Consider the following 26920-nt stretch of genomic DNA (forward strand, 5'->3'; position numbering starts at 1 on the left):
GACAGCGCGAGCGCTACGATTACGAATATCGCCGCAACGGCACCGTCAATCTCTTCGTCACCTTCGATCCGCATCGCGGCTGGCGCAACGTCAAGGTTACAGACCGCCGCGCTGCCGTAGACTACGCGCACTGCATGCGCGAACTCGTCGACGTCCATTATCCCGATGCCCCCTGCATCCGTGTCGTGCAGGACAATCTGTCGATCCATACCGCCGGCGCGCTGTATCAAGCATTTGCGCCTGCCGAGGCCCGGCGCATCCTGCGCCGCCTCGAATTCCACTACACTCCGAAACACGCCAGTTGGCTCAACATGGTCGAGTGCGAGATCAGCGTTCTGCAACGCCAATGTCTCGGCCGCCGCATCGACGACCCCAAAAGGCTCCGAAAAGAGATCGCAGCATGGCAGCGGCAGCGAAATAAAACGCGAGACCGCATCAAATGGATGTTCACAACCGACAAAGCCCGCGCCAAACTCCGCCGCGCCTATCCCGCTGCAGCCAAAGAGTCAAAACCACTGTGATGAACCACTAGGTCGGGTTGCTGATCTTGATCAGCTTGGGCGCGGCAGAGAGCTGCCGCATGCGCATGCGCGCGAGTACCGCGGGAGACGGAGCGGGCGCCGCCTCCGCCTGCTGCCTGACGATGACGAGCGGGTAACGCGCGAGCTGCTCCGCGCTCCGCACCTGCGCGCCGGCATCGGCCGGCACGGCCACAAACGAGATTTCGTGCGGCGTCCACTTCGTCACGATGCGCTTTTCAACATCGCCGACCTTCTGCGGCGCCTCGGTCCGCACTTCGTCGATCGTATAGCCGACGGACACGTTCCGGATGATCTTCTCCCGCACCATGGAGAACATGCGGTCCGCGGCTTCGTCGATTCCTGTGCTTGGAAACCGAATGAGCGCCCGCCCCTCGCTGCCGGCAATCCATGCCTTGTCGACGACACCGACCTGCGAATAGGTCGACCACATCGAATGGCTGTCGAGGGCCGGCCCGCCGGCATTGAGCCGGTCAAGGTTCACGGCGTCGCGCGAGACGGTCAGGATCTCATCGAACGGCACGGCCGAGTCCCAGCCGGTCCAGCGCATACGGCGAACGGACGCGCCCGTGGTGAAGACAACCTCGACGGTCCGGCTGTCCTGGCTGACGTCGGCGATCGGCACATCGGCGCGCGTTTGCATCGGCAGGCCATCGGGCGCGCCATTCGCTTTCTCGGGCTTCACTGGTCGTTCTCCTCTGATGTGACGACGTCCTTGGGCTTGGCCGGATTCTGCCCGCCCTTGTCGCCAGGCGCGGCCCCGTTCAAGCCGGCGAGCCCCGGCGCCGCGGCGGGATTGAGACCCGCCTCTTTCAGCTTCGGCAGCCACTCCTTGATTTCGGCGAGCAGCTCCTCGGGATCGTAGCCGCGGGCTGCGACCATCTCGGCCCAGGACTCGAGTCCGAGCGCCAGCTCGCCGGCGGCCGCCTTGAGATCGTCAGCCGGGTTCACCCAAGGGCGTTTCGGCATGGCGTGCTTGGCCGGCGTATCCGGCGAGACCTGCAGGCCACGGCCGGCCGCGGCCCGCATGACGCGGCCCCAGGCCGGACGGCAGATCTGCGGCACCGCCATGTGCCACTGGAGCTGGTCGAGGCCAGCCCAGAAATCGAGCTTGCCCTCACGCATGGATGAGAAGTTCACGCGCTGCAGGTTGCCGGTCAGCGTAGCGAACGGCAGGCCGATGCCGGCGGCAAACGCGTATTGCTGGCGCTCCATGTTGCCGTCGTCGGGCGCCGACGGCGGCACCGCTGGCGTGATGTCGCCCTCGCCCTCGACGTAGGCGATCAGACCAGGCGCGATCTTCTCAATCTTCCGGTTCTTGCTGTCGGTCGATTGATCGGCGGACTGCGCCAGACCCGTCGCCGCCGTGCCGCTGCGGCGGACGAACACGGTAAAGCACGCCGCGATCTTGCGGCGGACGAGATCGGCCTCCTCGGCGTCGGCGACGTCGCGATAGCGCAGCATGCTCGGCGCCAGCCACGGCACGCCGGTGACCTGGCCCGGACGGTCGACGCGGAACACGTGATCGCAGAACTCCGCCGGCACCCGCTCCGATTTGAAGTTGGCGCGGCGGATCATCGAGACCTCGCCCGGATGCGTCGGGAACAGCCAATAGGCGACGCGCCGGCCATAGCCGTCATATTCGACGCCGTGAATCACGACGTTGCCGCGGCCGTTGTCGAGGATCTCGGTTTTCGTGGTGTCGAGGAAATCGTGCTCGAGCACCTCGCATTGCAGCGGGACCTTGAGGCCCATGTCGGACGGCCGCGGATACCAGCGGAGAAACGCGGCGCCGCCTTCGAACACTTCACCGATCAGAGCGGCCTGGATGCCGTAGTAATCCGTCAGGCCTTCCGGATCGCAGTTGTCGGCAAAGGCGTTGAAGGCATCCTGCGCAACCTGCTTCGCGCGCTTGCCCTTGACATCGGCGCGCGGAACGATGCCGGGACCGATCAAGTGCGCCTTCCATTTGCGCTTGCCGTTAGTCGCCCATTCGTTGTTCCGGCAGAGATCCCGCGAGCGGGCCACGATCGTCTTGAGCGCCGGCGCCAGCTCGGCATTCGCGGAGGCGCCCGTCGCGCGCCAGCCCTCGGTGCGACGATCGCGGCGAGCGGCGTCATAGGCGCGCGCAGAGATTCGCGCCTGCTCGAGGCTCGCCTTGGCATGCAGCCGCCGCAGGCCCCACTCAGGGAACGCCGCGGCGAGGCCGCGCTCAAGGAGATTCAGATCCATCAGTCGCGCCCGAAAACAGCCAGCGTCGACGGCGTCTGATTGCGGGACGAACCGCCGCCGGCCAGATCGGCCTCGGCGAACGCCAGCGCCTTCAACATCTGGTCGATCGACTGATAGGTCACCGCGCCGGACTCGTACTCGACGCGCTGCACGCCTTTCACGATCGCCTTTTTGAGCCGGTCGACGTCGGCTTGCGTTAGAGCTGCCATCAGATCCTCACCTCGTAGCCATCGAGCCAATCGCGCGCGGCCTCGCTCATTTCCTGCGGCGCGCTTCGTTCCTCAGCCTTGCGGCGTGCAATCGCTTCGTCAGCCTTCGCGGGTTCGACCAGGTTGTCGCTGCGCGCCGGCGTGAACAGATCGACCTGCGAGAGTTCGGGCGGCAGGCCGCGAGCCATCGCCAACGCCGCCCACTGCTCGGGCGTCGAGGTCGACAAGCCCAGATATTCGGCAAGCGCGAGATTGCCGACGCGGCAATCGAGAAAATGGTTAGCGCGGTACGACACCCATCGTTTCGAGGTCATGCCGCCGCGAATTTTGTACTCCTCGAGGCTCTCGGCCGTGAGCTGCTTGAAGTAGACCTCGTCCAGCCAGGCGCCGTGGTGGCAATAGCCGGGCGGATAGACGAGCTGCCCATCCGGGCGGACTACGTTCAAGTCGGTATAGTGCGCGGCCTTGAGCGGCCAGGTGCCGATGCCCCAGACCTTCGCGCCTTGCTTGATCTTTTTCCCGTCGAGACTGATGTCGACCAGGATCGGCTGCCCGAGCGCCGGACGGCCCCAGCCCTGCAAGCCCTTGGTGGCCAGAATGACATCCTTGCCGGTGAGCGGATGCATTCGCTGGGAGGCGCGAACCTTCGCGTAGACCACGTGGGCGCGGTAACCGGAGTCGATGCCGAGCGCGTCAATCTTGCGCTTGCCGCCGAACGCGTCCGGGAACTCTCGATCGACGGTCTCGCGGATCAGCGAGGTGAAGACCTCGCCATTCGGATCGGAGGTGTCGCCGTCGATGTAAAATGCGTCGACCACCCATTTCTCGCGGTTCGGCGCGTGTGCCAAGATCTCGACCCAGGCGCCGCGCATCTGAATGTCCGCGAATCCCGTGATGATCAGTCCCCGCGGCGGCACGTGGCCGCGAACAAGGTCGGGCTCGCGCCGCTTGAGCAGCACCTCATGATCCGGAACATCGGCCTTCACTTCGAAGGGCAGGCCGAGCGTCAGGTTCCAGAAGGTTTTCAGCTTGGTCGGGTTGTCGCCGGCCTCGACGAATTCGTGCGCGATGACATCCCAAGGCACGAAGGGCGACGACAGCGCGTCGAAGTGATAGCTCTCGTACTTGCCCTCGCCCGGCGCGGTAGCAACCCAGCGGCCGGTTTCGTAAACGGCGAACTTCTGCCAGGCCTCGATCACCACGCCGCAGCACGGCGGAATGTACCGTGCATTGTAGGGCCGAACGCGCTCAAACTCGAAATTCTTGCCCCACTCAAAGCGGAGGTTCGTATCCTTGCAGTGCGGGCACACCATGGTCCAGCGACGCTGGTCGCCGGCCAGGTACTTCGCCTCGATCTTCGACGCGCCCTTGATGGTCGGCGTCGAGAAATAGGCCCGCTTCCACGTGCCCGAGCGCAGGAACGAAATCTGCCGGGCCTTGATCATGTCGAGGGGATCGCCCTGACCGTTCAAGTCATCCGGATATTCGTCGATTTCGTCGCAGAGCGCTTTCTTGATCGTCTTCGAGCGCAGGTCCGCGGTCGAGGACGCCAGCGACAGGAACAGCGAGCAGTCGGGCGAAAACTTCTTTTCGTACGTTTTCGACGCCTGGCCGCCGGCGCGTGCGGTTTGCGGCGCCACCTTGCGGCGCATGACCGGCGACAGCTCGAGCGTGCGGCCAAGCTTCTGCGAGTTGAAGTCGGCAAGCGCGCCGTCGGTCGGCTGCGTCACCATCATGTCGCAGGGATCGCGGTCGATCGAATGACAGACGACGATCTGCAGCGCAGTCGTAAACGCCGACTGCGCCGATTTCATCACCGCGATTTCGTTGTCGGGCTCGTCCGGCCCCATCGCATCGATCGGTTCGATCAGATGCGGCGTCTTCGACAGGTCGATGGTCTGACCCTTGCGCTCGCCGTCCGGCAGCACGAAATGCTGGCCGGCCCAAACCGATGGCTTGACCGGCTCGGGCGGAGAGAACACGGCGGCGAAGATGCCGGCGATGATCGGCAGAGCGCGCGGGATAGTTTTCATGATGACGCGCCCTCCTTTCCGGCTTCGTCGTCAGCGGCGGCCAGCCGCATATTCTGCTCGAGCGCGCCGCGGATGTTGCGCGCAATGTTCTTCAACGTGATCCGGACGCCCTGCACCCCGTCGCGCGCCAGCGCCGACGCGAGATCGTCAGCGTAGTTCGGGAGCTGCTCGATCTCGCGCACGATCACGGCGGCGCATTTTTCCATTGAGCGGGTGACGTCCTCGACAGCGAGAAGCTTGCCGACCTTCTGGTCGTATTCCAGCTCCGCCGTGCGGGCGCGGTAGATCTCGGTTGCGGTTCGCGCCTGGGTGAGGCGCGCAACGCCATCGCTTGACGTCGACCGCGTGCCGGCGTCGCTGCCGAAGGTCGAATCGCCGCCGCCGGCATCGCCTTCGTCGTCAACGTCCGCCGACAGGATCCGCTCGCGGGTTTCGCCGAGCGCGAAATCGGCAGCGGCCGGGTCGATCTTGCCATCAATGAAGGCGGACCGCGGGATCTTGCCCGACGCGACCAGCTTGCTGATGGCCTGGCGCGAAACGCCGCGATGCTTCGCGTACTCGCTCTGCGTCATTCCGGTCATTGCACGTCACTTCAGGCCGCGGTCTTTTTGCGCGGCTTCTTCGCCGACTGCTCGGCCGCCGCAACGGCGATCTCGATGCCGCGAGCGCGCGCCACCTCGGCGAAGGAATGGCCGTCGCCGTCGAGAATGGCAGTGCCGCCGGTGAAGTCTTGCCAGCGGCGCACGGCCACATCGACGTAAAGCGGGTTCAGCTCCATCGCGAAGGCGCGCCGGCCGGCGATGTGCGCGGCGATGATCGTCGAGCCCGAACCATCGAACGGCTCATAGATCGCATCGCCAATGCGAGAATTGTTGACGATCGGCCGGCGCATGCATTCGACGGGCTTCTGGGTGCCGTGGCCGGTATCGTTCTTGACGTGGTCGATGTCCCAGACGGTCGACTGGTTGCGGCCGCCGACCCACTTCGACGTCGCCTTGTCCTTCACAGCGTAGCTGGCGACCTCGTGATCTTCCTCGAAACGCTCATCCTGCCAGACGTCGTCGGCGCCATCGCGGACGGCATAGAACGCCGGCTCATGCTTCCAGTGGTAGGCGCCGCGGCCGATGGCCATCCGCTTTTTGTTCCAGATGACCTGCGCGCGGACCTTGAGACCGGCCGCCTCGAGGGAGTGCTGCACGGTCGCCGAATGCAGGCCGCCATGCCAGACGTAGGCGACGTCGCCAGGAAACAGGCGCCAGGCCTCGGTCCAATCGGCGATGTCGTCGTTGAGCACCTTGCCCGCCGCGGCGCCGTCGCCATTGAGTCCCGCGGCTTTGCGCCAGGTCGGGTCGTAATTCACGCCGTATGGCGGATCGGTCACCATCAGGTGCGGCTTTTCGCCCTCGAGTAGCGCGGCAACGTCCTCCGGATTGGTCGACGAACCGCAGCGCAGCCGGTGATGGCCGCCCAAAAGCCACGTGTCGCCCAAGCGCGAGACGGGCACCTTCGGCGCAGGCGGCGCCGCATTGAGTTCTGTGCGGCCCGGTGAGCCACCGTGGGCGCCCTTGAGCAGGCGCTCCACTTCCTTTTTGGTGAAGCCGATGGCGGCCAGGTCGACGGCGCCGGCGCGCTGCAAAAACTCCAGCTCGCGGGCGAGCAGTTGCTCGTCCCAGGTGGAGTTTTCCGCAATGCGGTTGTCCGCCATGCAGTAGGCGCGGCGGGCGGCCTCGGACAGGTGCCCGAGCGCGACAACCGGCACATCGGTAAGCCCCAGCGACTTCGCCGCGGCATAACGGCCATGGCCGGCGACGATCACGCCCCCAGCGTCGACCAGGATCGGATTGTTAAACCCGAACTCTTTGATCGACGCCGCGATCTGCGCGACCTGCTCGTCCGAGTGCAGGCGCGCGTTGCCGGCGTACGGCACGATGGCGCCGAGCGCGCGAACTTCGATCTGCATGGGCTGGAGTTTCAAGCGGGCCGCCGTGTCAACTAGGGCTGTCAACCATGTCAACCGTGTCAACCTAAGTTTTCAGACCCCCGGCTAGCGAAATCCCGGGATGGGACTGACCCGCGGCGTACGGGGGGCCAGGAAGGACCCAAGCCCGGGGCCGAAAACGAAAAAGGCCGCGATCCGAAGCCGGATCGCGGCCAGTCTAGGAAGGAAACGCCCAAGGAGGGCGGCCAGATGCCTGCAACGCATCGCGGATCCGCACTCCAGTTTCTCAGGACGAACCCATGGTGCCTCGTGTCGACCCCTCATAAGTTCGGCGCAGTAATGCAAGCAGACTGCCGCCGGTTGCCGCACCGAGGAGGTAGACGACAATCGTCAACACCGCGAGCGGCGCGCGGACCTTGAAACTCAGGAAGGACATGGTGACGACATCGAAGTTCTGTATGGCGAAAATCAAGGTCGCAAGCGCGAATAGCGTGATCGCGGCGAGATAGATCCAACGCATGGTCTTTCCTGCACAAAGCCGGTTGCCGAAGTCCGAAGGCATGCTGGCATCGCGCGGGTGGTGCACTACAGCTTCATCATGACGTGATGTGGCCTGTCCCACCGCGGTGTCCGCTCATTTGCGCGCGAACTTGCGCGGCTGGATGACTATTTTGCGGTGCCCGTGGTCACGCCCCTCCTCGCATCGCGCCGGGCTTCGCGCCCTTCTCGGCGGTCTTCGCGCCGGTCTTGGCGGTTTGCGCGCCGGTCTTCGCGCCGGTCTCGGCGGTTTGCGCGCCGGTCTTGGCGGCGTTCCATCCCCGCGGTCTGAGCCTCGGCCTCTGGAACGGCTAAGATCGTGGCTGGCAGCGCTACGCCTAACACGGCACCTATAAGCGAAAACGCTGTTCGACGCGAAATCAGTCCCGATTGGATTTCTGCAGTCATGTCCAGTCTCCTTTTGGATTCTGTCCTACCCGCAACGTTAGCAATCTGTGGGCCTACGACAGCTCGACGTTGATCTAGATCAACTGTCCTGGGAACTGAAGGATGCCACCGTCGTCATGCCCAACCTGACTGGCACCGTGCATGGAAGATCCATTCCTCAATTACTTCGCGCTTGGTATGCTGTTTTTCGTGGTGATCGTGCTGGTCTACGGCATCATCGCGATCCACGACATCCCAGCCAGGATCGCCAAGGCGCGCCATCACCCGCACGAGGACGCGATCCATGCTGCGGGGTGGATCAGCCTGTTCCTGCTGCACCTGCTGTGGCCGTTTCTCTGGATATGGGCGATGATGTATCAGCCGGGACGCGGCTGGGGCTTTAGTCACAAGCCGGGCGAGCCGACGACGCCATCAGAGGCCGTGACCGAACTGGAAGATCTGAAGCATCGACTGGCGGAGGTGGAGGCCAAAGTCGGAATCAAAGATCGGTCGGCTCAGTTTGAAGGGCAGGCTCGGCCAAAAACAGATTTGCCGGAGTCAATGGATTCAGCTGCCGAGAAGGAACACGTTCCTGCAGCAGAAGAGACACTTGCTGGAAACCGAGGCGCCAGCGATAGCTGATGCACTCTCCGGAAATCGGAGGCCATTGATGGAAATCCTGCTCACCTTGACCTACGTGGCGATCTGCTATGTCACGTTCAAGCTTTTCAGAATCCCGGTCAATCAGTGGACGCTTGCGACCGCAGCCCTCGGTGGCATCTTCGGGCTTTCGTTGCTGTTCATCACGATGGCCTACAATCACCCGTTTTCCACCAATGCGCGCATATACTTCACGGTCACGCCCATATTGCCCGGCGTCCGAGGCCGCGTGATCGAAGTGCCGGTCGAGGACCGTACCAACCAACATCTCGAACCGGGCGAAGTTCTGTTCAAGATCGATCCTAAGCCATACGAGTATGCCGTTGCCGAGAAGCGGGCGGGACTGGCTGATGCTGAGGCCAGCATCGCCCAGCTCAAGGCGTCAGTTGATCAAGCCTCGGCGACGACTGGAAAGGCCAACGCCCAACTGCTGCTCGCGCAGGAAAACTACGATCGACAGGCGCAATTATTCCAGAAGAACGTTGTCGCGCAGGCAACCCTCGACACCGCAACACGCAATCTCGATGCGGCAAAACAGACGGTGGCCGAGGCGGCTGCTGCGGAAGACCGCGCGAAGCAAGCGTATGGCGCCACTGTCGAGGGCGAACACACGGCGATCGTTCGCTTACGTAATGAACTTGCCGATGCCCAATTCGATCTCGACCAGACCACTGTTCGAGCCCCTACCGGCGGCTTTGTCACCGAGCTCGCACTGCGCCCGGGCGTATATGTGGTTCCGGCGCCCTTCCGTCCGGCCATGATTTTTGTCAACGACAGCCAAAGAGACCGCGCTTTGGCCGCCGCGTTCCAGCAGAACGCCCTTCAGCGCGTTCGTGCCGGCGATGAGGCCGAAGTCCTTTTCAAGGGCATACCGGGCCGCGTATTCAAGGCCAAGGTTCGCCTCGTGATCGATGCGATCGCAGGCGGCCAGCTTCAAACCACGGGCACGCTAGTGAATGTCGGGGGTCCGCTGCCCGGAGACCGCGCTCTGGCCGTCCTCGACGTCGTGGATGACATGTCGGGTTACCAGGTTCCGCTTGGTTCGGCCGGCGAAGCCGCGATCTACACCGAGCACTTTCACGAGCTGTCGTTGCTGCGGAAGATCCTTCTGCGCATGCGGAGCTGGCAAAACTACGTCTTTTTCGAATCCCTCTAGAAGACTGCGCGATTGAGCTGTGAAAGTTGGTGAGACGCCCCCGAAGTGCAGGCGCGCCTAGGTCCAGATTGGCCCAACTCGGACCTTTGGTGAAGTCTGTTATCGCGCCGCTATCAGGGCACAGCGGACATGATAGGCACCCTGATTTGCGGCGCGGGTTTATGAGTAGACGCCCGAGAGGCGATGCCGCACAACCTTACGCAAATGAAAAAGCCCGGCTCGATGGCCGGGCTGTCTGGCATCGGGGCGCGCTCCGCGCGTCCGCCTGGAATCAGGCTCCGCGCTTTTAGCCGAGCTGCCGCGTATGCACCGCACCGCGAATTAGTCGATCAGCTCGATCTGCGCCTCGGTAAGACCGTTCACCTTGACGCCGCGCTTTCCGTCCTCGACGTAGACGCTGAGTCGCCCCTTTGAGTCAATTCGCTCGATCAGGCCGAAGAAACCGGCAAAGAGACCATCCACGACGCGAATGCGCTTGTTGATCTCTTCCTGCGCTTTCCTCTTCTGCGATGGTGGCAGGTTCTCGGCTGCCACGATGTCGCGCAGCACCTGCATCTCCTGGACATTGAGCCACGATCGGCACGTGCCGAAATCGAGGAAATTGTCGACACCAGGAATGCTGCGGATTGATCCGGTGCGAACCATCTCAAAATCAGGCACGAAGATCAGGCCAGGAAGGAACGGCTTGACGATGCGCTTGCCGAGGTGGGGTCGCCGCGGGATATAGCCGGACGATCGACCGACCACCGTCGCGACGATTGGAGACCATCCGCTGATGCAGCGCTCGTCAAAGGCCTTCATCACCTTCGCATCTCGGCCCGGCGCAACTCCCAGAACGAACCAACGCTCCGGCAGCGCAGGCACCGAAACAAGATCGCACCCAACCGGAACATAGCCAACGATCTGACGCTTGACGTACTGCATGTTCATTCGTTCTCCCCTGCCTCAGGTGATGCCGAAATCGTTCCGTCCTTGCGCGGTGGCCATGGCCATGGCGCGTAGAAGCCGCGGCGCTGATCGGCTCCGGTGCCGCGCGTCGTAAGGATTTCCGGACGGCGTGTGTGGATGTGCGTCGACAGGAACGTCGACCAGGCGGCAATCTGCGCCCGATCTTCGATCCAGTGCCAGGACGACAGTTCCCGCGGCACATCGGCGAAGGCGAGCACGCGCGCGGTCATCGGTCGCGGGTAGATCATGCGACCGTTGCGTTCCCAGATCGACGTGCGGGCGAGCGCGAACAATGCCTTGAGTGCCCTGCCCTCCACGCTCTCCACCGCGTAAGAGTTGCTCACCCCCTGCGAGGCCGACGGCGCGTCCGCGAGCGTTGCGGTTGGGAATTCATCGAAGCCGCGGCTGCGAATCCACAGATGGAAATTCGGAACGTGGTCGCGCTTGAGCTGCCGCTGCATCTCGAAGAATTTCGGAATCGCGGCCCGGCAAAGTAGCTGCTTATCGGGCAGCAGCTTTCGAAACTCGGCGAGCGCCAGATCCCGCCGCATCACCTCGTGCCCAGGCCAAGCCAACCACGCCTCGGCGAAGTGCTCGGGCTCGGTTTCATCTTCCGAGATCTCGCTCGGTTCGCTCGCGCCCCCGGAGGGGGTCGGGGGAGAATCTTCCGGTTCAGGTTCAGGTTCAGAGTTTAGACCCTGGCCGCAGTGCGAGGGCTGGCCGAGGGCTGGCCGAGTGCTAGCCGAGTCCAACGGCTCGTTTAGCCCTCGCTGCTGGCTAGGGCTAAACGACGTTGAAACCGCTGGCGTTTCTGGCTCCCTGCCCGTCGCACGCGCTTCGATCTCGTCGGGATCCGCGTCGAGCATCAGACGGATCAGATCAGAGCTGCGCTTACCGATGCCATCGCTATTGCGGCGACCGTTCGGCCCGATCCACTGAGGCACGCGGGTGATCGCGCCGATCTCTTCGAGCCAGCGCAGGCGGCGGCGAATGGTGTCAGGAGAAAATTCGCAGTCCTCGGCCAGTTGGTCGATGCCAACGAAGGCCTCGCCATCGCCATTGACGTACAGCGTCAGCATCGAAAGCAGGAGCTTAGCATGAACGTCGCCAAGCCGAAGGTTGCGCGCCCAGGCGTGAGCACTATCCGATGCGTGGCGAATAGCGCGCCTTTTTGCGCGAGCGAAAGCCATTTCTAGTCTCGTGATGCGATAGATTAAGTTGGACGCGGTAAGCAACTGCACTGAAAGGACGATCCGGCTATTTCCCTTGCAGCAGGATCTCGGTGATGCGATCGGTGTCGAGCCAATCGATCGCCTCGGTCTCGACGGCCTTGTCGAGCCGCGCAAACCATTCGAGCCGCAGGCGGCGACATTTCGTGCCGTTGCGGAGCGCCGGATCGGGATGGTCATATTCGATCAGCTCGCCGAGCTCGCCGCCCTTTATGACGAGATCGCGGATGATGTCGGCCAACTTGAAGCCACGCGGGCCTCCAGCGGCAAGCGCGCGCAAAATCGGCGAAAGGTCTGTCATGCTGACCTCTCGACAAACAGGCGCTTACACGCCACGATTGTAGAATGACCCAGGCCTCCGGTGTCGCATCGATGGCTCACACGGTTTACGAAATACTCAAGGACTTTCAGCCCTCTATGGCTGCAGCCATTGCACTCGCTGCGGCGACACTTGCTTATAGAACTGCCATGGCAAAGCTCTATCAGGACCGAACGTTTAGACGTCTGGACGAATTGAGAGCCAGGCTTGCCGTGCATCTCAAACTCGATGCCGCGGTTCAACGGATTCACGGCGAGACGAGCTTTCTGCTCACTCAAACCAACCCGACTGACGCTCTTATCCGCACGTTGTTGCAGACCGATGTTCCGGACCTTGAGGAGGCATGGAAAAATCTTGTGTTTTTGTCTCCAGAAGCGATGACGCATCTGGAGGTCTTGCGTCACCTCTTGCGAGTCAAGAAGACAGTGATGGATGCAGAGGTCTCCGATTACGAGGACAGCCCGGCGCACAGCGCAAAGGCGCGGATATTGATGACAAACATCAATAAGATTGTCGAAAAGAGCGAGGCGCTCCATCAGGCACTCAAGACAGAACTTGACGAGATCTTCTCTGAGCTGAAGAAAAAGTAGGAGAGTCATTCTTTAAGCGCTCCAAAACATGCCTCGCAGGCCGGCGTTGCGTTGCAGTGGATCCGCTCCTCGTCGCGCCAGAATTCGATCCAGTATAGATCGTGGCCGCCTTCGTGCTCGTGGCGGGTGACCTTCACCATTTCGCAGCGGATGCATTGCCGCTCCGTCTTGTAGGCGCCGAACCGCACGGCCTCGCCCCAACGATGGCGAGCGGTGGCGCTCATCGGTCCTCGCCATCAGTCAGCGAGCGATACTCGATCGGAACGCGATTGAATCTGGCGAGATTGATGCCGGCCTCCATGCCCGAGGAGATGCCGCGATCGGTGTAGACAACGACGGCGTCCGCGAGATGCATCCACGCGTGGCCCGCGTTGATACCGTGCGCCCGCTCATTGCGGTCGTCGTCGTTAAGGATACCCTGCTGCGTATAGAGCAAATGCGACGCAAGCGGTGCCTCACCCCGCAGCAGTGCATCGCGGACGCAAGCACGGGCATACTCGATGTTCGCGCCAACATCGCCGGCAAATGGAGACTCAAGGATCACGCGGCGCATCTCGCGCGCAGGAATCGTATGATGCTTTTCGATTACGGTCATTGCCCCAAAGCCCCCTTGATGTGCGCCTCGTTGGTCTGCAGCCAGCGCAGCGTGTCGATCGCAGCCTCGAGGCGCTTGATGTGAAATTCCGCGACCGAACGGCTCATTTTCCCGCGCGAGATGAGACGCTCTTTCAGCTCGATCTCGACGGCGTCGATTTGTTGAGACAGCGAGAACTTGCTCATGCCCGCGCCCCCTCCCCGACAGCCATCGGCGCCGGCCCGACGAGCTGCGCCAGGAAGGCGTCGCCCTCGTCGGTAACGTAGATCTTCGTGGTGGTTGCAGCGGCTAGGCCGGCGCCGATGGCGTTGCGCATGATCGACCATTCGACCTCGCGGCCCGCCTTGATCGCGAGCAGCGTTGACTGCAGCTCAAGCTCATCCTCGGTCAGCGGCAACCGCGTCTGCAGCGTGTCGTCGACGACTTCGGCCGGCGCATGGTCGCGGCGCGCGAGATCCAGCTCACGCTGCTCGGCGAGTGAGCGCAGCATCTCCTTTGTGACTGGCTCGCTCGATTGCCGGCGCAGGAACGGCGGGATGTCGAGCGGATGCGCGCCCTCGGGAATGGAATGTCCAGGTCGGTTCGCCGGCGGCGCGGCGTCATCGGTGCGGCCGACGGCAGCGACGCCGACGACATCCGAAACGACCGTCCCACACTCGGCCGGAGCAACACCGGCCGGAGGGGCTGGACGATCGACAGCAAGCGAAGCTTCGCCGCCGTCCGCGATTGGTGAGGACGCGCTGCTATGGCTACCCGGCGCGTGCTCGTCCGATGTCCGGCCATCGGCAACCCTACTAGCAGGCGCTTCCATAGCCGCCGGCTCGCCCTCGAGAACCGGACCGTCGCCTGTGTTCGCTTGGGAATGTTCGGGCGCATCGAAGCCCCAGGCGACCCAGCCCGGGCGCGCGCGCCGCGCGTTGAATTCCACTTTCGGCGTCGTAGGCCAGTGGAATTCAATGATCTCGTGAATGTTGACCGGCTTCTCCGAATGCTCGCCGACCGGCGCGGAGAAGTTGCTGCGGAAATGAGCCGTCGCCGGCACCACCACCTTACCGCGGACGCCGACCATGACGATTTCGTGCTCGCCGGTGAACCAATAGCCCGGACCGCGGGCGTTGCCCGGGCGCTCCTTGTTCCAGACCAGGCTGGTGACGTACCGGAAGCCCTGCAGCTCCATCACGCGGATGGCGATGGCGAGATGCGGGATCGTGGTCCACTTGAACAGGATGCAGTCGTCGGCCAGGCAAGCGAACCGCTCGGCGCAGCGAGCGACGATTTCCTCCGGCGTGTGCGCGTCCTCCGCGGTCTCGTAATGCATCGACGGGTGACGTTCGACGCCGGTCTCGCGCGACCACGGCTCGTGATCCCATTCGAAATCCTCGATCGCGACGCCGAAGGATTTTTCCGGCAGCGACTGCAGCTTGCGCCCGAGCTGTTGCTCGCGCTCGGCCCGGCGCTCCTTCTTGGCCGCGACCTTCTCTGCCCGGATTTCCTTGATGATCGGCGCCAGAGCTTTCTTGACCTCAGGCGTTAGCTTGCCCTCAGCATCCCGCGGCAGAGCCTTAACGATCTCGCCCTGACGCTCGGGTGGCTGCGCGGCGATATCGGCAGCTGTCGAAACCGCGATCTGCCCCGCTCTCACCGCATCGGATATTTCCGGGATCGCATTCCGTTTCACCACCTTGGCGCGCTCTACGGACGCTCGACTGGCCTGCGCCAGGTTGGAGGCTGCCTCAATTGAGGTACCCTCGCTGTGCTGGTTGCCCCCGAGCTTCAAATCCGCCAGATCGGCCGCAAGCATCGCCCGTTGCCCCGGATCGAGATGGCGCCGGTTGAGGTTTTTGGAAAACACGTAGGCGAGCGGATCGCCGTCGATCTCCGGCCAGAACCGAACGAAAATCGTATCATTCGTGGTATCGAGCAGGTCCTCGAGCGCGAGGACCGTCCCGGCCCGCTTGCCCCATCCGGCGCCAAGCGGCTCCTGCGTCGACACCAGCCACACCAGCGCGCGATAACGATTGCGACCGTCGAGGACCTGGAAACTGCCGGCACCCTCGCCGTTCGCCATGTCGATCAGAACCACGCGATCGAGCAGGCCATTGATCCGGATGTCTTCGGCGAGGTCGTAAAACTCCTGACCTTCGATCAGCGGGAACAGGTTCGCGTAGCGGTGGAATGCGAGCGTCAAAACGGAATCTCCGCCGGTTGAGGCCGCGACCCGAGGCTGGCGACGAGGTCGCGGACGATGTCATCGAGCAAGGGAATCGACGAACGCGGGCCGCTGTTGCGGGCGTTCCGCTTGTCAGTCGACCAACGCAAATTTGCGCGCCGGTTATCGAGCGTCTGGCGGTTGGCGTGGTCGACGGGATGCTTTGCCATGAAGCGCTCGGAGCGCGGCTCCGCGACGATCATGATCTCGCGATGCATCCGCAGCGTCGCCCGATCCGGGCCAACGTTGCGCTTGGCGTATTTCTGCCAAGGCGTGCGCGAACCCCAGCTCACGTTCCAGATGTGCTCCGACAGCCACTCGTAATCCTCGGCGTCGACCAGGCACCAGATGTTCTCGCGCGCCGACAGCATGATGCGGCGCCACGGCGTCCACGACAGGTCGATCAGGTCGACGGAGACCTGCTCGAGCTGCTGCTGACGCGCGAGGGCGAAGGAGCCGTGCATCAGGCCCTGCCCCGCTTTTTCATGAACTCTTCGAACAGCGGGGGGACGTAGTCCTCGGCGAACGTGCGCCCATCTTCCGTGCGCCAGAGCCGCACCGGCTGACCGCCGACGCTGGCGATGATCTCGCCGTTATTCGGGATCAGCAGCTGGAAGGCTTCGATCACCTGATCGCGCGACATGCCGTCCTGCACCAGGCGCTTGACCTGCACGTGCAGCGGGCTCTCCGCTGTCATGCCGAGCGCATGCATATAGACGCCGTCGATCGACTCGGACTCGGCGAGTTCGTTCGGATCCTTCTGCCGGCGCTTGATGATGCGCCGCATCGCCTTGGTGTCGTAGCCTTTGGCCTTCGCTTCGGCGAACAGCGCACGCTGATCGTCACCGAGCGCCTTGCGCTCTTCGGCGAGGCGCTCGATACGCTCGATGTAGACCTTGAACTCTTCGCGGGCCTCGGTGCGGAGCGAGGTCGTCATCGCTTCACCCAGCGGAAGCCGACACCGGCATCACGTTCACGGCGCGAAAGGTGCGGCGCCACCAGCACGGCGACGATCAGGCCGGCGCCAACCAGCAGCAGGCAGAGCACCACAACCAGGAAACGCAGGTCGTCGACGTCGATCGACAGCCAGCCCATCAGAGCCCCTCCTCGAGCGCGGCCAGGCGGCGCGCGGTTTCAGTCGCCTGCTTGCGCAGGCGCGCGACTTCATGCGTGCGGCGGACGTTTTCGGCCCACGGGTGCTTGCAGTCGGACGTGAGCGCATCGAGCACGCGGTCGCCGACGTCGCTGCAGATCAGCCGGGCGAGCGCCTCGCCATCGGGCGCGCCAGTGCCGGCGATCCAGAACTCGCAGATGCGCGGATGGCGGCCGGCGCGAGCGGCGAGGTTCTGCGCCAGCTTTTTCGGGAAAATCCCGCGCAAATCCGCGACAACCGGCGCGAACCACAGATGAGATCGTCGGGATCGTCCGATCTTTTCATCGGTCCCATTTTTTGACGATTTCGCGCGGGTCGGGCTCATGAAGGCACCCGCTCGGGACGCGCTACGCCCTCCGGCCAAACCGCGGCTTCCGGCCAGTTTGAGGAGAACCAACTCATGGTTTTTTCGAAGCGCCGGACCTGGATGTCGGCGCCCGCCTCGATTGCCAACAGCTTTTTGGTGTCCCTAAGCGCGCGCCAGCTGACGGTGGAGAGGTCGATGCCCTCCGCCTTTCCGTAGGCCCGCGCGACAATCAAAAGCGAATCTATGGCGCTCATGACGCCGATGAACGGTAATTTTACCTATCCAGTCAACGGTAATCTTACCGTTTCACACCAGATTACCGACCAGTCAAATTACCGGCCCATGGACAACCTGAAAAAAATCGTTGCAAGGATCGACAAGCGGCTAGCCGCTGTCGGGCTGAAAGCAGCCACGGCGTCCCGTCAGGCCGGTCTTAGCGAGAGTGCGATTTACAACATGAAGCGCGGAGCAAAGGGCAAGATCGCCACGCGAGGCGCCAACGCGGCGACATTTTTGGCCCTCGCCCCCGTGCTCAAAACCACCCCGGCCTGGCTCATGTCGGGCGAAGGCCCCGAGGTTGTCGAGCCCGACCCTCACATCGACAGCGGCGCAATCCTGCCCGACCCTCCCCGCAATGGCCGATTTGTGCGAATTGTGGGCTATGTCGGGGCCGGGAGCGCCGCCCACTATTACGCGATTGCCCAAGGAGATTATGAAGAGGTGGAGGCTCCGATCGGCTCCGGCGATCAAACGGTCGCAGTAGAAATCAAGGGCAAAAGCTTTGGCCCGCTGCTGGATTCATGGCTGGTGTTCTATGACGATGTCCGGTCACCAATGTCCGATGACCTGCTAAACCATACATGCGTGATCGGCCTCAGCGACGATCGCATTCTGATCAAGGAAGTTCGACGGGAGCGCGACGGCAGCTATACGCTCCTCTCAAATTCGGACGAACCCCCTATCCGAAACGCACAGATTGAGTGGGCCGCTAAGGTAACAGGCCTTCGACCGAGGCGATGATTTAACGGTAAATTTACTGTTTTCGTTGACGCAGTAAAATTACCGATTTAGATAGTCCCCGTTTGTTCTAACGGGAGACCTATATGCGTCGTTCGACCTGCAACCGCCTTCCCGGCGTCAGCCGCTTGACTGTACCCACCTCCTCCATCCCCGAATTCATCAGCACTTCGTTCGTCCAGCCCCGTGCCAACCTATCCGGCGATGTGGCAACCGCCCAACTCGCTGAGGACATGCGTCAGGCGGGCAATCGCGAGGGCGGCGTCTCGCGAGACGACTTGAAGCTGTTGGGATGGACAGGCGCCCAACTGGATTTGCTCGGTGACAAGGCCAGGATCAGGGCGCAGCGCCTGTCCGGCGGCTCGAGCTAGCCGATGGCAGCCCCCGACATTGAGAGCGCCAGCGCCGAAATCTACCGGCGCTGGCGCCGTTTCGTTTCCGCGGAGGAAGCCCGCCACCAGGCAGCGGCCTTCGCGCGCCGTTTCCACATGCCGATCGACGGCGCACTGGCGCGCCCGGTCCCGACCGAAGCCGAGCTGGACAGCATGCTGCAGGGCGTAGCCGACGCGATGGGTGAGCCGTGAGCGCCCTACCGAACTGGCAGTACCGACACCTCAAGCTGCTCAAACTCAGCCCCTTTGAGCGGCATCAGCGCGGCGGCTGGCGATTTGGCACGCGACGGATTTCCGACAGCGTCGTGCAGAGCCTTATCGCCAGCGGGCGCGCCACCATTGACGGCGAGCGCGTGCAGCTCGCGGAGACGGAGGCACGGCGATGACGCAAAGCCAACTCCTTCTGACCATCCTGGCCGCGTTCGCGGCGATTGTAGTTGCGTGGATCTACCTGCCATGGTGGGCGGCGCTGCTGGCGACGGCCACGATCTACGTCGGGACCGCCGTGTTCCTCCTCGATATAAAGAGCGGGATGAACGCATGACGGCGCCGAAACCATCCGATGTCCGCTTCAAGGTCGAGCCCGGGGATGTCAGCCCCGAGAAGGCCGCCAGGCGCCTACACCTGACAAACGAGCGGTTCGCCGAACTCCTGCCCCGGCTGTTGGCGCGTGGATTTCCTCCAGCCGACCCGGACACCGGGAATTACGACCTCGATGCAATAGATCAATGGCGCCGCCTGCGGAACGCGCCACTTTTCGGCTTGACTGCAAGCCCCCCGTCGATTCAGCCTGCCGCGACAACGCCACCCATCTCGCTAGGGGAAAAATTCCGTGCGGCCCAGGAGCGGAAGCGGCATGGTCCCGCTGCCTAGGTATATCCACGCCAAGAACCGCCGCGGTCGCCTCGTCCTGCATTTCCAAAAGTTCCGCGGCTCCGACAAAGCCTGGCCCCGGATCCGGCTCCCCTCAGACCCCCTTACCGACGAATTCCTGAAACGGGCCGCGCAATGTGAGCGGCTCGAGGCCGCGAAGGTCGACGGCCAGTGGCGCTGGCAATTCCGCGACGCGACGGAGCAGCTTCGCGAGCTGCCGCAGCCGACTGACGCCGACACGTTCTGGAAGGCCGTCGACAAGGCGGAGGAGATCGGCAAGCGGCTCGCGGCCGGCGAACGCAAGACCTTCTCGAGCCTGGTCTACGAGTTCCGCAACAGCGCTGCGTTCGAGGTGCGACCTCCCGGCGTGAAAAAGAAGAAAGGTAACGGCATCGCCCAGGCGACCAAGGAGCAATACGATCCGCACCTGGACGAGATCGAGCGCTGCTGGGGCGACGATACCGTCGCCAGCCTGACGCCGGTCGACGTACAGGCCGCAATCGATACCTACGATGATCGCCCGGCCGCCGGCCGCGTTTTCCGGTCGGTGCTGTCCCGCGTCATTTCGTGGGGCATCCCCCGCGGCTACCGCACCGACAATCCTGTCGAGCACACCGAGACCCTCGGCGAAGGCGGCACTTACGACCCGTGGCCGCCATGGGCCTTTGAGCTGTTCTTTGAGTACGCCAGGATCGATTTGCAGCTCGCGGTCTATTCCGGGCTGTTCACGGGCCAGCGGTTGAGCGACGTGATCAAGATGCGCCGCCCGATCGGCGTCGAGATGCCGATCGTCGCACAGAAGACCGGCGAGCTGATCCCGATCCAGATCCATTCCGAGTACGGTCAGATCATCCGGGCGATCGACTCGAAGCACGAAATGCTTCACCTGCGCTCAGACGGCGAGCCGTGGACCTATGAGGGGTTCAAGACCGCCTGGCAGAGGCAGATGGACGCTCCGGCCGGGCTCTATTCCAGCCAGCGGGAGCGCGAGACGGCCAAGGCCTTCCTGCGGTTTCGGGAGCACCGGCTCGTGTTCCACGGCTTGCGCAAGAACGCGGTCAACATGCTGCTCGAGGTTGGCTGCTCGGAAGAACGCGTGGCCTCGATCGTCGGTATGACGGCCGCCATGGTTCACCACTACTCGAAGAAGGTAAGCCAGTTCCGGCTAGCGCGAGAGGCGATGAAGCAGCTTGAGGCTGGATGGGCCGCGCTCCGACCGACGGTGCTCGGCAACGTTCGACCGATCAAGCAACAGGGCGGCGGGGTACAAACCTAGGCAAAACAGGCCCATTTTCGCACATTTCTGCATGCCACACTGTACCCCTCCGCTATTGAATTTGTTGCAGAAAACAGCCGTGGCATATTTCTTTTAATCATGGGGTCGTGGGTTCGAGTCCCACCGCGCTCACCAAAAATCAGAATATAATCAGCACCTTAAATTCTTCTCATTCCGTTCTAGGCGCAAGCGGTCGACAATTCTCGGCTCCGAGTTGGCAAACCCTCGTTCGAAGTTCGTTCGCGGCATCCCCGTTAGCGGTTTTCGCCGCGCCGACCGCATGCCCTAGCGGCTTGCCGCAGCGAGCCCGCACGGCGCATTCTCACGGCATGGGCACCAAGTCACGCGAGCGCATCTATGGCGCATCCGTGCGTTCTTCAGTCCGATGATCGCCATCTGGGTCGACGGGCGGCGCAGTCGCTTCCTGAGACGCAGCCGACGACGGCGACGGGGAAGGTGCTGCGGCGGGATCTGCGCGCGAGCGTAGATTCTCTTCGGCAAATTCGACACGATAGGCAAATGCAAAAAACTGCTTCTCACGCCGCGGGCCTGCACCGCGCCTCCCTCAACAAGCTCCACGATTTGGACGCGGCGCTGGAGCTCATGTACTATGGCTGGCGCGGGATGACGCTCTCGGCCGACCAGTATCTCGCCACGCTTGGCCTATCACGCCCGCACCATCGCATTCTCTATGTCGTCGCACGGCGGCCCGACATCTCGATCGGCTCGCTGATCGAGGTCCTCGGCATTTCCAAGCAAGCTTTGAACCGGCCGCTCGGCCTGTTGCTCGAGCGCAAACTCCTGACATCGAAGCGGTCGCCCGAGCAGCATCGATCCAAATTGCTGCGCCTGACGCAGGCAGGGCAACGCATCGAACAGCGGGCATCGGGCTACGAGCGGGAGGTCCTGCGTGAGGCATTTGATCGTGCTGGCCCGTCCGGCGCGGCCGCGTGGATGGCCGTTATGGAAGCCATCGCCGACAACAACTGACTGCGCTCTCAGGTCAACATGATTGGCGTCACTGTCGCACCGTGCCACTCTTCGGCAGTTACACTCGGGGAGGCCAGAAGCATGAGCGGACGGACAATGGACCGGGCGACCGCTGGGCGCTTTGTCGAGGCGTGGTGCGCCAACTGGTGCAAGGTTGATATCGACGCCGTCGTCTCGCACTTGGCCGAAAACGCCGAGATGCGCAGCCCCTGGCGCTCAAACTGACGGAGTCTCCCGTGGTCGTTGGCGCCGAGAACATTCGCGCCTACTGGCGCAAGGCTTATGGAGGCATCGAAAACGCAGACCTGAAAATCCTGGACTGGAGCTGGGACGAAACGATTGCGCGCCTAACGGTGTGGTGGCAACTGGGCGACACGCGCGCCAGCGAGTTCATGGACTTCGATGATGCCGGCCGTGTAGTGCGCAGCGAAGCCTTCTACGGAAAGTAGCCCATGCGATTCTCGGATTTCGTCCTGCTCCTCAACGCACTCTGGTTCGGCGGCGCATTCATCCAGTTCAGCATTGCCCAGCGCAATACGCTGAAGATCCTGGTGCCCCGGGAAGAGCGCGGAAATCCGATTGCGCCGACCTTGTCGGCCAGCGTGGCATTTCTGGGCGGGATCAATCTGCCAATCGGCCTGTTGTCGCTTTATCTGCTCGCCCGGCCGCCCTTCTTTCAGGCGATTGACGCGCAGCTTGCGCTGTTCCTGTTCTTCGCCGCGTGTCACTTCAGCCAGTTCGCCTATAACCTCCCGGTCCTGATGCGCGGGGGGCGCGTCGGGGTGGCATACTGGCCCGTATTGAAGGGCCCGATGCTCAGGATCTTCGTCATCGATGCGACGCTGTTCGTGGCAAATCTTGTCGCGGTTTTGCTGCTGGCGTCGCGTTCCTGATGCTCCGCCCTCATGCCGGTGTCGCCTTCCAAGAGCGGCATGCCGCGCGCGATGGCGCGGCCCGCCGCTACGCTTGACCAGGCCGTGGCGATCGAGGACCGTCGCCCATAACAAGTGCGGCCCGCTCTCGCTGGACCTGCCGGCCTTCCAGCAGGCCGAGACGCCGCTGATTGAGACTGTCAGTCGGGGATCGTGCAGCGAGTTAATCACCCATGGGCAGAATCTCACAGGCTTGTGTGGGGAATTTCAGCGCGTTTGGGCCACTAATCAGTTGTTGACCCCAGCAGGGATCCTCCCATGGAGTTGCCTGCACCAGCTTTGTTGGCGGGCGTCTTTCTTGTCGGCGCTCTGGTTGGCTATGCCGTCAGAGCGTTTATGTCCGCCAGGCGTCGGACTCGAGCCCGCAACCGGCGGCATGATTTCAAATAACTCACTCCCACGACGCCCCGTAGCCTGCTCGGGCGAGGATCGATCCAACAAAAGTGATGGGGGCCCAGTGGAATTTTATGATAGTTTTATGACAGCACGACTGACCTACCCATTTACCGTTTGGAAATGCTTCTCTTTCCCCCGAATTGGACCACAACGAACGAGGCAGCAGAGCCTCGTCGATTGGAGCGAGTAGCCCGCGAACAAGCTGCGCTGTGCCTCCTCGACGAGTCGCGCAACGCCATGCTCGAGATCGCCGGCAACTACACGAGAGCCGCAGCGGTTTCCCAGACGTCTTCACCCCTTCTCGCGGGCTTATTCGCCTGGTGGTGGAGGTTGGTGTGTGGGTAAGAGCGCCCCTTTGGGGGGCGCCCTTCGCGCTTTCAGGGCACCGTGATATATCCTCACTCGTTTGCACGCTAAAGGTGTGTCGTAAAAGACTCACTCGGCGATAAATTCGGCCGGACTCTTGTTGTTGGATTCGGCCCGTGATTCGATTTCACAAATGATTTTCTCGAGCGGTTAGAGCTCCAACGCGCCCATCACTTCGCGACGCCCTCGCTGCTGGCATCATGCGGAGGTGCCTCTCGATAGACTTCCGGCTTGGTACGATATCTGCGCCCACCTGAAGTGCAGTTGTTGCGGCTCCGTGGGGTGGGCGATCCCGGCTGATTTTCCTGCTCGCGCTCACGTTTTCATTTCGCACGAAACTCGCTGGCGGCGATGCAGACCTGATCTCGTTTTCCTCCGCAGGGCGCCCAACTACACGAACCTATCCCTCCAGGAGGAAGTGAAATGAAGTTCGTTGCAGTTGCCTTGACCACTTTGGCCATGCTCTCGCTGACCTTCGTGCCGGCAGATGCCGCCAAGCGTCACCACCGCGCCCACCACGCGAAAAATTACGGTAACCCGAACGGCACAGCCGGTGGCCCGACCTCGCTGAGCGGCACGGGATCGTCGCAGTACGGAGGATCAAGCCCGGGTACCGCGGGCAAGAACTGATCCGCTGGAGAGTGTCTCTCTCCCTATCGCGCGGCGACTATGATGTGCGGATGTCTGGCCCTTGATCCCGACGCCTTGCACGTATTCGCCGCCGCAGCCGAACTCCCCGCGGATTGTGGCCTGATCTTGTCGCTTGCGTGGCGGACTGTGTCAGGCGCCGGAACGTTTGCATCGCACGAAACCATTTTCCACTGCCGACGAAAAAGTCCTGAAACAAAGTGCGAGCTATCTACGTTTCAAAAGGAAAACAGGGATGGCTAACATGCAGTTCATATTGGACCTGTTCTGGGAACAATCGTGCAGCAGGTATCTCGCCTCCCTGGCACAACGGGAGATGCAGCAATGATCGAGACCTCTGCAGCAATCCTCGCGCTGGTGAGCGTGGGAATTTTCCTGGCGCATGCACTCGACGCTTATCGGATGGGTTAGCGCAGGTACATTCCATTTGGGTGCGGACCCCAGTTCACTACTGCTCTGATCTGGGGCCCGTTGTTTTACGGCATGCTTGGCCGGCTCCTTGCCGACGATACCGGCGGCATGCTCTGGGTTGATCGCGCCTAATCGGGCGTAGCTCAGCGTATGGCTCCAGCCTTGTTCTAATGCTCCGGGAAACGTTCGCGACTTCACGCGTTTGAGCAAGGGGCGAACACAGGAGGAGCACAGATGCGAACTTCGATTTTCGCGCTGCTTGTCGCTCTGGGAACCACCATCGGGATGCCCGCGACAGCACAGCAGCAACAGCAGTCGGCACCTAACAATCCTCAGATGCAGGATGAGGCCGATAAGGGCGTCAAGACGCGCAATTCGGGAGAGTCCGGCTATGTGGCGGACCAGGAGAAGCCGGGCGCGTCGCCGACCGCTCCTGGTCGGCCGAACAGCCAAACAACTGGCTCCGGCGCAGGAACCGAAGCCCCCACGGGTCCTGGCTCAGGTGGCAGGTCCCGTTAGTCTGCGCAGATCCGCCATCGCACTGCTTTCCGCGCCAGGAGATCCGAATGACCACCGCGGCAAAGCTCCTCGCGCAAAAGCAGCAATTGCTCGAGCGGCTGCAGGAGAATCCCGGCGCGAACGAACGCGCCGAGATCGAGCGCCTGCTCGAGCAGATCGACACCGCGTTGAATCTGCTCGATGAAGCCGGCCCCAGCGGCTCCGGCGAAGAGCCCGACTAGATCATGATCCGATTAGACGGAATCGGATCATGATCTCATCTCTTTGTTTGAGCATGATCTTTTCGGAAAACCGGTTTCCACTTTTCCGGATCATGCTCTAACGCGGGTCGGATGGCTGCCTACAAAATCGCCTTGCCGGAACTGGATCTCGGCGCTTTCCTTAAGATCGTGGGTCCTTGGGGCGACACCTAGGTTTCACCTGGCCTCGCGCCATCCACCCGCAAGAGCCCCTGCCTTCCTCCCGGTCGGTGGGGGTTTTGTTTTTCATCAAGCGGATTGGCCGGAAGAAAAAGTATAAGATGGGCCCGTGAGGAATTGCTCCAGCTCATTTCGAGGAAGCGCTATGGATAGTGATTTTGTCGGTTACCAGCATGCGATGCTTGTTCTCATGCGCCACATATTGGCCGAGCAAGCACTGCAGAGCGGCGAGGAGCCGATGCAGTGGCTCCGCAACTTCAAGAGCCGGGTGGTCCAGGACATCAAGGGAACGTCAGGTCCTTCGGAGCAGGACGAACTGGCTGTGATCCCGGTGTCTCTTGCCGTTATCGACGACGTTTTTGCCGACGTGATGTAGTTTGAGAACGAGCGCTCTCGGCACGAGCGGGCCTGTCACCCCTCGCCGCCAAGCGCATTCATGCGGGAGATGTTGAGGATTTCCGCCTCGCCGCTGCCAACGCGGACAACGTCTCCCACGCTCCTGCCAAACAGCGCCCGCGCCAACGGCGAGGCATGCGAGACGGTGCCGTGAGCAGGATCCGCCTCGTCCTCGCCGACGATCCGAAAGGTCTGTTGTCGACCGTCATCGCGGAGGATCGTAACGGCGTGTCCGAAGCGAACCTGGCTGTCGTCCTCGGGCTCTGCCACCACATTGGCGGAGGCGCGCCTCGCGCTCCAATAGCGCAGGTCACGTGAGGCGCTCGCGATCGCCGAGCGGTCGCCTTCCGCCTGTGCCGCCGCCAACGCCTCTTGCGCGGCCGCGACTGCGGTCTCGATCTGGGCAAGGCCTTCCCTGGTGACATCGTTTCGCGCGTCCGAGATCGGCCGATCGGGAAGATCGTCGAGATTGCCCTCGCCTTCCCTGACAAAAGCGCGGCTCATGTTGCTTCCATGCGCGTCCGGCCAAAGCGCGGATCGCCCATCACCTTGCCCTTGCGATCATTCTCTTCTGGCATCTTCGACTCCGAGAGTGGAGATTTCCAACGGCACTGAACCGGTGTCGTTCCTCGACTTCAATCGGGATAATTCGGCATCATTCTTAGGAAAATCCGGAACGCCTCGCAGACTCCCAAGTTATCGTCCCGTCGATTGGGACGACATGATCCACCTTCCCAAGGGCCCCGGCGATTGTCCCCCGAGCAAGCCGGGGCCCGACTTTTTGAGAAGCAAAGATTGAGCCCGCTGAATTTCGTCGCACCGAGCGATGCGGACACATCGCGATATCACGACAATATCAGCAGACCATTCGACTCTGGTGAGGCAAGTCCACGATGAGGGGCGCAGAGATTCACTATAGCCGCTGGCCATGCAGCACCAAGGGATTGAGTTCACCGTCGAGAAAACCAGGCAGCGCCACGTCTGGCGCTGGGTATTCTGGATCGGCGATCAAGCGAGGACCGGCCTGATGCGAACGCCATTGGAGGCGCTCGCGATACGCCGGACGCAAACGCTGATTGATCGCGAGTTGAAAAAGCGGGCTCAGGAGAATGCCTGCTAGGCTGTGTGGACTCTTGGGATTCTCAAATCAGACGGAACGTGATTCAAGGCTTTCTTTTAGGAGGAAGCCTTGGGGGTTCTGGATCGGCTCGTTCTGAACGACACGCAATGGGACCGTATCTCC

At 62.5% G+C, this 26920-nt stretch carries 37 protein-coding genes; 17 read left to right on the top strand and 20 right to left on the bottom strand.

Features of this window, described 5'->3' with window-relative positions; genetic code table 11:
• Window positions 1-521, top strand: a 521-nt coding sequence (locus ACZYOF_RS30245; protein ID WP_463718050.1) for an IS630 family transposase, incomplete at its 5' end; no start/stop codon positions are given.
• 7 nt (window positions 522-528) lie between these two features.
• Here the strand turns inward: ACZYOF_RS30245 and ACZYOF_RS30250 are convergent.
• From ACZYOF_RS30250 to ACZYOF_RS30280, 7 genes are all read right to left on the bottom strand, one after another.
• A complete protein-coding gene (locus ACZYOF_RS30250) occupies window positions 529-1224 on the bottom strand; it encodes an HK97 family phage prohead protease (RefSeq protein WP_463718051.1) in 696 nt (231 codons plus the stop codon).
• A complete protein-coding gene (locus ACZYOF_RS30255; RefSeq protein WP_463718052.1) occupies window positions 1221-2771 on the bottom strand; it encodes a phage portal protein in 1551 nt (516 codons plus the stop codon). Before ACZYOF_RS30255 ends, ACZYOF_RS30250 begins: the two co-directional genes overlap by 4 nt.
• Window positions 2771-2980 carry a phage head-tail joining protein gene (locus ACZYOF_RS30260; protein WP_463718053.1) on the bottom strand — a complete coding sequence of 70 codons (210 nt, stop codon included), beginning with the start codon at window positions 2978-2980 and terminating at the stop codon, window positions 2771-2773. Before ACZYOF_RS30260 ends, ACZYOF_RS30255 begins: the two co-directional genes overlap by 1 nt.
• The gene (locus ACZYOF_RS30265) at window positions 2980-5013 is read right to left on the bottom strand and encodes a phage terminase large subunit family protein (protein WP_463718054.1); all 2034 of its coding nucleotides are present in this window, start codon (window positions 5011-5013) and stop codon (window positions 2980-2982) included. Before ACZYOF_RS30265 ends, ACZYOF_RS30260 begins: the two co-directional genes overlap by 1 nt.
• Window positions 5010-5594, bottom strand: a complete 585-nt coding sequence (locus ACZYOF_RS30270) for a hypothetical protein (RefSeq protein WP_463718055.1) — start codon at window positions 5592-5594, stop codon at window positions 5010-5012. Before ACZYOF_RS30270 ends, ACZYOF_RS30265 begins: the two co-directional genes overlap by 4 nt.
• 11 nt (window positions 5595-5605) lie before the next feature.
• A complete protein-coding gene (locus ACZYOF_RS30275; RefSeq protein WP_463718056.1) occupies window positions 5606-6973 on the bottom strand; it encodes a site-specific DNA-methyltransferase in 1368 nt (455 codons plus the stop codon).
• Window positions 6974-7238: 265 nt separating this feature from the next.
• Entirely contained in the window at window positions 7239-7574 is a 336-nt protein-coding gene (locus ACZYOF_RS30280) for a LapA family protein (RefSeq protein WP_463718057.1), read from the bottom strand.
• A gap of 464 nt (window positions 7575-8038) precedes the next feature.
• Between ACZYOF_RS30280 and ACZYOF_RS30285 the strand changes: the two genes are divergently transcribed.
• On the top strand, window positions 8039-8518 hold the full coding sequence (locus ACZYOF_RS30285) for a DUF3302 domain-containing protein (protein WP_463718058.1): 480 nt from the start codon (window positions 8039-8041) through the stop codon (window positions 8516-8518).
• Window positions 8519-8546: 28 nt separating this feature from the next.
• Window positions 8547-9692, top strand: coding sequence for an HlyD family secretion protein (locus tag ACZYOF_RS30290; protein ID WP_463718059.1), 1146 nt, complete (start codon window positions 8547-8549; stop codon window positions 9690-9692).
• A gap of 321 nt (window positions 9693-10013) precedes the next feature.
• On the opposite strand, the gene nusG is transcribed toward ACZYOF_RS30290, so the two are convergent.
• From nusG to ACZYOF_RS30305, 3 genes are all read right to left on the bottom strand, one after another.
• Window positions 10014-10622 (bottom strand): transcription termination/antitermination protein NusG, encoded by a 609-nt coding sequence (nusG, locus tag ACZYOF_RS30295; protein WP_463718060.1) that lies wholly within the window; start codon window positions 10620-10622, stop codon window positions 10014-10016.
• Entirely contained in the window at window positions 10619-11830 is a 1212-nt protein-coding gene (locus ACZYOF_RS30300; RefSeq protein ID WP_463718061.1) for a helix-turn-helix domain-containing protein, read from the bottom strand. Before ACZYOF_RS30300 ends, nusG begins: the two co-directional genes overlap by 4 nt.
• Window positions 11831-11897: 67 nt before the next feature.
• Entirely contained in the window at window positions 11898-12170 is a 273-nt protein-coding gene (locus ACZYOF_RS30305; RefSeq protein ID WP_463718062.1) for a hypothetical protein, read from the bottom strand.
• Between the two features lie 44 nt (window positions 12171-12214).
• Here ACZYOF_RS30305 and ACZYOF_RS30310 point away from each other — a divergent pair, with 44 nt between their 5' ends.
• Window positions 12215-12778 (top strand): hypothetical protein, encoded by a 564-nt coding sequence (locus ACZYOF_RS30310; protein WP_463718063.1) that lies wholly within the window; start codon window positions 12215-12217, stop codon window positions 12776-12778.
• A gap of 5 nt (window positions 12779-12783) precedes the next feature.
• On the opposite strand, the gene ACZYOF_RS30315 is transcribed toward ACZYOF_RS30310, so the two are convergent.
• The 9 genes from ACZYOF_RS30315 to ACZYOF_RS30355 form a co-directional block, all read right to left on the bottom strand.
• Window positions 12784-13002 carry a hypothetical protein gene (locus ACZYOF_RS30315; protein ID WP_463718064.1) on the bottom strand — a complete coding sequence of 73 codons (219 nt, stop codon included), beginning with the start codon at window positions 13000-13002 and terminating at the stop codon, window positions 12784-12786.
• The gene (locus ACZYOF_RS30320) at window positions 12999-13331 is read right to left on the bottom strand and encodes a DUF7768 domain-containing protein (RefSeq protein WP_463718065.1); all 333 of its coding nucleotides are present in this window, start codon (window positions 13329-13331) and stop codon (window positions 12999-13001) included. The genes ACZYOF_RS30315 and ACZYOF_RS30320 overlap by 4 nt, the downstream gene beginning before the upstream one ends.
• A gap of 38 nt (window positions 13332-13369) precedes the next feature.
• Window positions 13370-13558, bottom strand: a complete 189-nt coding sequence (locus ACZYOF_RS30325) for a hypothetical protein (RefSeq protein WP_463718066.1) — start codon at window positions 13556-13558, stop codon at window positions 13370-13372.
• Window positions 13555-15561, bottom strand: a complete 2007-nt coding sequence (locus ACZYOF_RS30330) for an MT-A70 family methyltransferase (RefSeq protein WP_463718067.1) — start codon at window positions 15559-15561, stop codon at window positions 13555-13557. The genes ACZYOF_RS30325 and ACZYOF_RS30330 overlap by 4 nt, the downstream gene beginning before the upstream one ends.
• Window positions 15558-16046: an HNH endonuclease gene (locus ACZYOF_RS30335; protein WP_463718068.1), complete on the bottom strand. Its 489-nt coding sequence runs from the start codon at window positions 16044-16046 to the stop codon at window positions 15558-15560. The genes ACZYOF_RS30330 and ACZYOF_RS30335 overlap by 4 nt, the downstream gene beginning before the upstream one ends.
• Entirely contained in the window at window positions 16046-16519 is a 474-nt protein-coding gene (locus ACZYOF_RS30340; protein WP_463718069.1) for a DUF2312 domain-containing protein, read from the bottom strand. Before ACZYOF_RS30340 ends, ACZYOF_RS30335 begins: the two co-directional genes overlap by 1 nt.
• Entirely contained in the window at window positions 16516-16677 is a 162-nt protein-coding gene (locus ACZYOF_RS30345; protein ID WP_463718070.1) for a hypothetical protein, read from the bottom strand. The genes ACZYOF_RS30340 and ACZYOF_RS30345 overlap by 4 nt, the downstream gene beginning before the upstream one ends.
• Complete coding sequence (locus ACZYOF_RS30350; protein ID WP_463718071.1) at window positions 16677-16961, bottom strand: hypothetical protein; 285 nt, start codon at window positions 16959-16961, stop codon at window positions 16677-16679. The genes ACZYOF_RS30345 and ACZYOF_RS30350 overlap by 1 nt, the downstream gene beginning before the upstream one ends.
• 95 nt (window positions 16962-17056) lie before the next feature.
• Window positions 17057-17275: a hypothetical protein gene (locus tag ACZYOF_RS30355; RefSeq protein WP_463718072.1), complete on the bottom strand. Its 219-nt coding sequence runs from the start codon at window positions 17273-17275 to the stop codon at window positions 17057-17059.
• 10 nt (window positions 17276-17285) lie between these two features.
• Here ACZYOF_RS30355 and ACZYOF_RS30360 point away from each other — a divergent pair, with 10 nt between their 5' ends.
• The 13 genes from ACZYOF_RS30360 (at window position 17286) to ACZYOF_RS30420 (ending at window position 25657) form a co-directional block, all read left to right on the top strand.
• A complete protein-coding gene (locus tag ACZYOF_RS30360; RefSeq protein WP_463718073.1) occupies window positions 17286-18062 on the top strand; it encodes a phage repressor protein in 777 nt (258 codons plus the stop codon).
• 83 nt (window positions 18063-18145) lie between these two features.
• Window positions 18146-18430, top strand: coding sequence for a hypothetical protein (locus ACZYOF_RS30365; RefSeq protein ID WP_463718074.1), 285 nt, complete (start codon window positions 18146-18148; stop codon window positions 18428-18430).
• A gap of 3 nt (window positions 18431-18433) precedes the next feature.
• Entirely contained in the window at window positions 18434-18643 is a 210-nt protein-coding gene (locus tag ACZYOF_RS30370; RefSeq protein WP_463718075.1) for a hypothetical protein, read from the top strand.
• A complete protein-coding gene (locus ACZYOF_RS30375; protein ID WP_463718076.1) occupies window positions 18640-18837 on the top strand; it encodes a hypothetical protein in 198 nt (65 codons plus the stop codon). Before ACZYOF_RS30370 ends, ACZYOF_RS30375 begins: the two co-directional genes overlap by 4 nt.
• Window positions 18834-18995 carry a hypothetical protein gene (locus ACZYOF_RS30380; RefSeq protein WP_463718077.1) on the top strand — a complete coding sequence of 54 codons (162 nt, stop codon included), beginning with the start codon at window positions 18834-18836 and terminating at the stop codon, window positions 18993-18995. The genes ACZYOF_RS30375 and ACZYOF_RS30380 overlap by 4 nt, the downstream gene beginning before the upstream one ends.
• Before the next feature lie 312 nt (window positions 18996-19307).
• Window positions 19308-20600 carry a site-specific integrase gene (locus ACZYOF_RS30385; protein WP_463718078.1) on the top strand — a complete coding sequence of 431 codons (1293 nt, stop codon included), beginning with the start codon at window positions 19308-19310 and terminating at the stop codon, window positions 20598-20600.
• A 519-nt stretch (window positions 20601-21119) separates the two neighbouring features.
• Entirely contained in the window at window positions 21120-21590 is a 471-nt protein-coding gene (locus tag ACZYOF_RS30390; protein WP_028165529.1) for a MarR family winged helix-turn-helix transcriptional regulator, read from the top strand.
• Window positions 21591-21671: 81 nt separating this feature from the next.
• Window positions 21672-21815 (top strand): hypothetical protein, encoded by a 144-nt coding sequence (locus ACZYOF_RS30395; RefSeq protein ID WP_463718079.1) that lies wholly within the window; start codon window positions 21672-21674, stop codon window positions 21813-21815.
• Between the two features lie 11 nt (window positions 21816-21826).
• Entirely contained in the window at window positions 21827-22039 is a 213-nt protein-coding gene (locus ACZYOF_RS30400) for a hypothetical protein (protein WP_463718080.1), read from the top strand.
• Between the two features lie 3 nt (window positions 22040-22042).
• Window positions 22043-22483 (top strand): hypothetical protein, encoded by a 441-nt coding sequence (locus ACZYOF_RS30405; protein ID WP_130580144.1) that lies wholly within the window; start codon window positions 22043-22045, stop codon window positions 22481-22483.
• Between the two features lie 1224 nt (window positions 22484-23707).
• On the top strand, window positions 23708-23914 hold the full coding sequence (locus ACZYOF_RS30410) for a hypothetical protein (protein WP_130580143.1): 207 nt from the start codon (window positions 23708-23710) through the stop codon (window positions 23912-23914).
• A gap of 995 nt (window positions 23915-24909) precedes the next feature.
• Window positions 24910-25083 carry a hypothetical protein gene (locus ACZYOF_RS30415; RefSeq protein ID WP_463718081.1) on the top strand — a complete coding sequence of 58 codons (174 nt, stop codon included), beginning with the start codon at window positions 24910-24912 and terminating at the stop codon, window positions 25081-25083.
• A gap of 343 nt (window positions 25084-25426) precedes the next feature.
• Window positions 25427-25657 (top strand): hypothetical protein, encoded by a 231-nt coding sequence (locus tag ACZYOF_RS30420; protein ID WP_028165532.1) that lies wholly within the window; start codon window positions 25427-25429, stop codon window positions 25655-25657.
• Window positions 25658-25692: 35 nt separating this feature from the next.
• On the opposite strand, the gene greA is transcribed toward ACZYOF_RS30420, so the two are convergent.
• Window positions 25693-26181 carry a transcription elongation factor GreA gene (gene greA / locus ACZYOF_RS30425; protein ID WP_282527130.1) on the bottom strand — a complete coding sequence of 163 codons (489 nt, stop codon included), beginning with the start codon at window positions 26179-26181 and terminating at the stop codon, window positions 25693-25695.
• Between the last annotated feature and the right edge of the window lie 739 nt (window positions 26182-26920).

It is taken from the genome of Bradyrhizobium sp. LeoA1Lang (assembly GCF_055413685.1).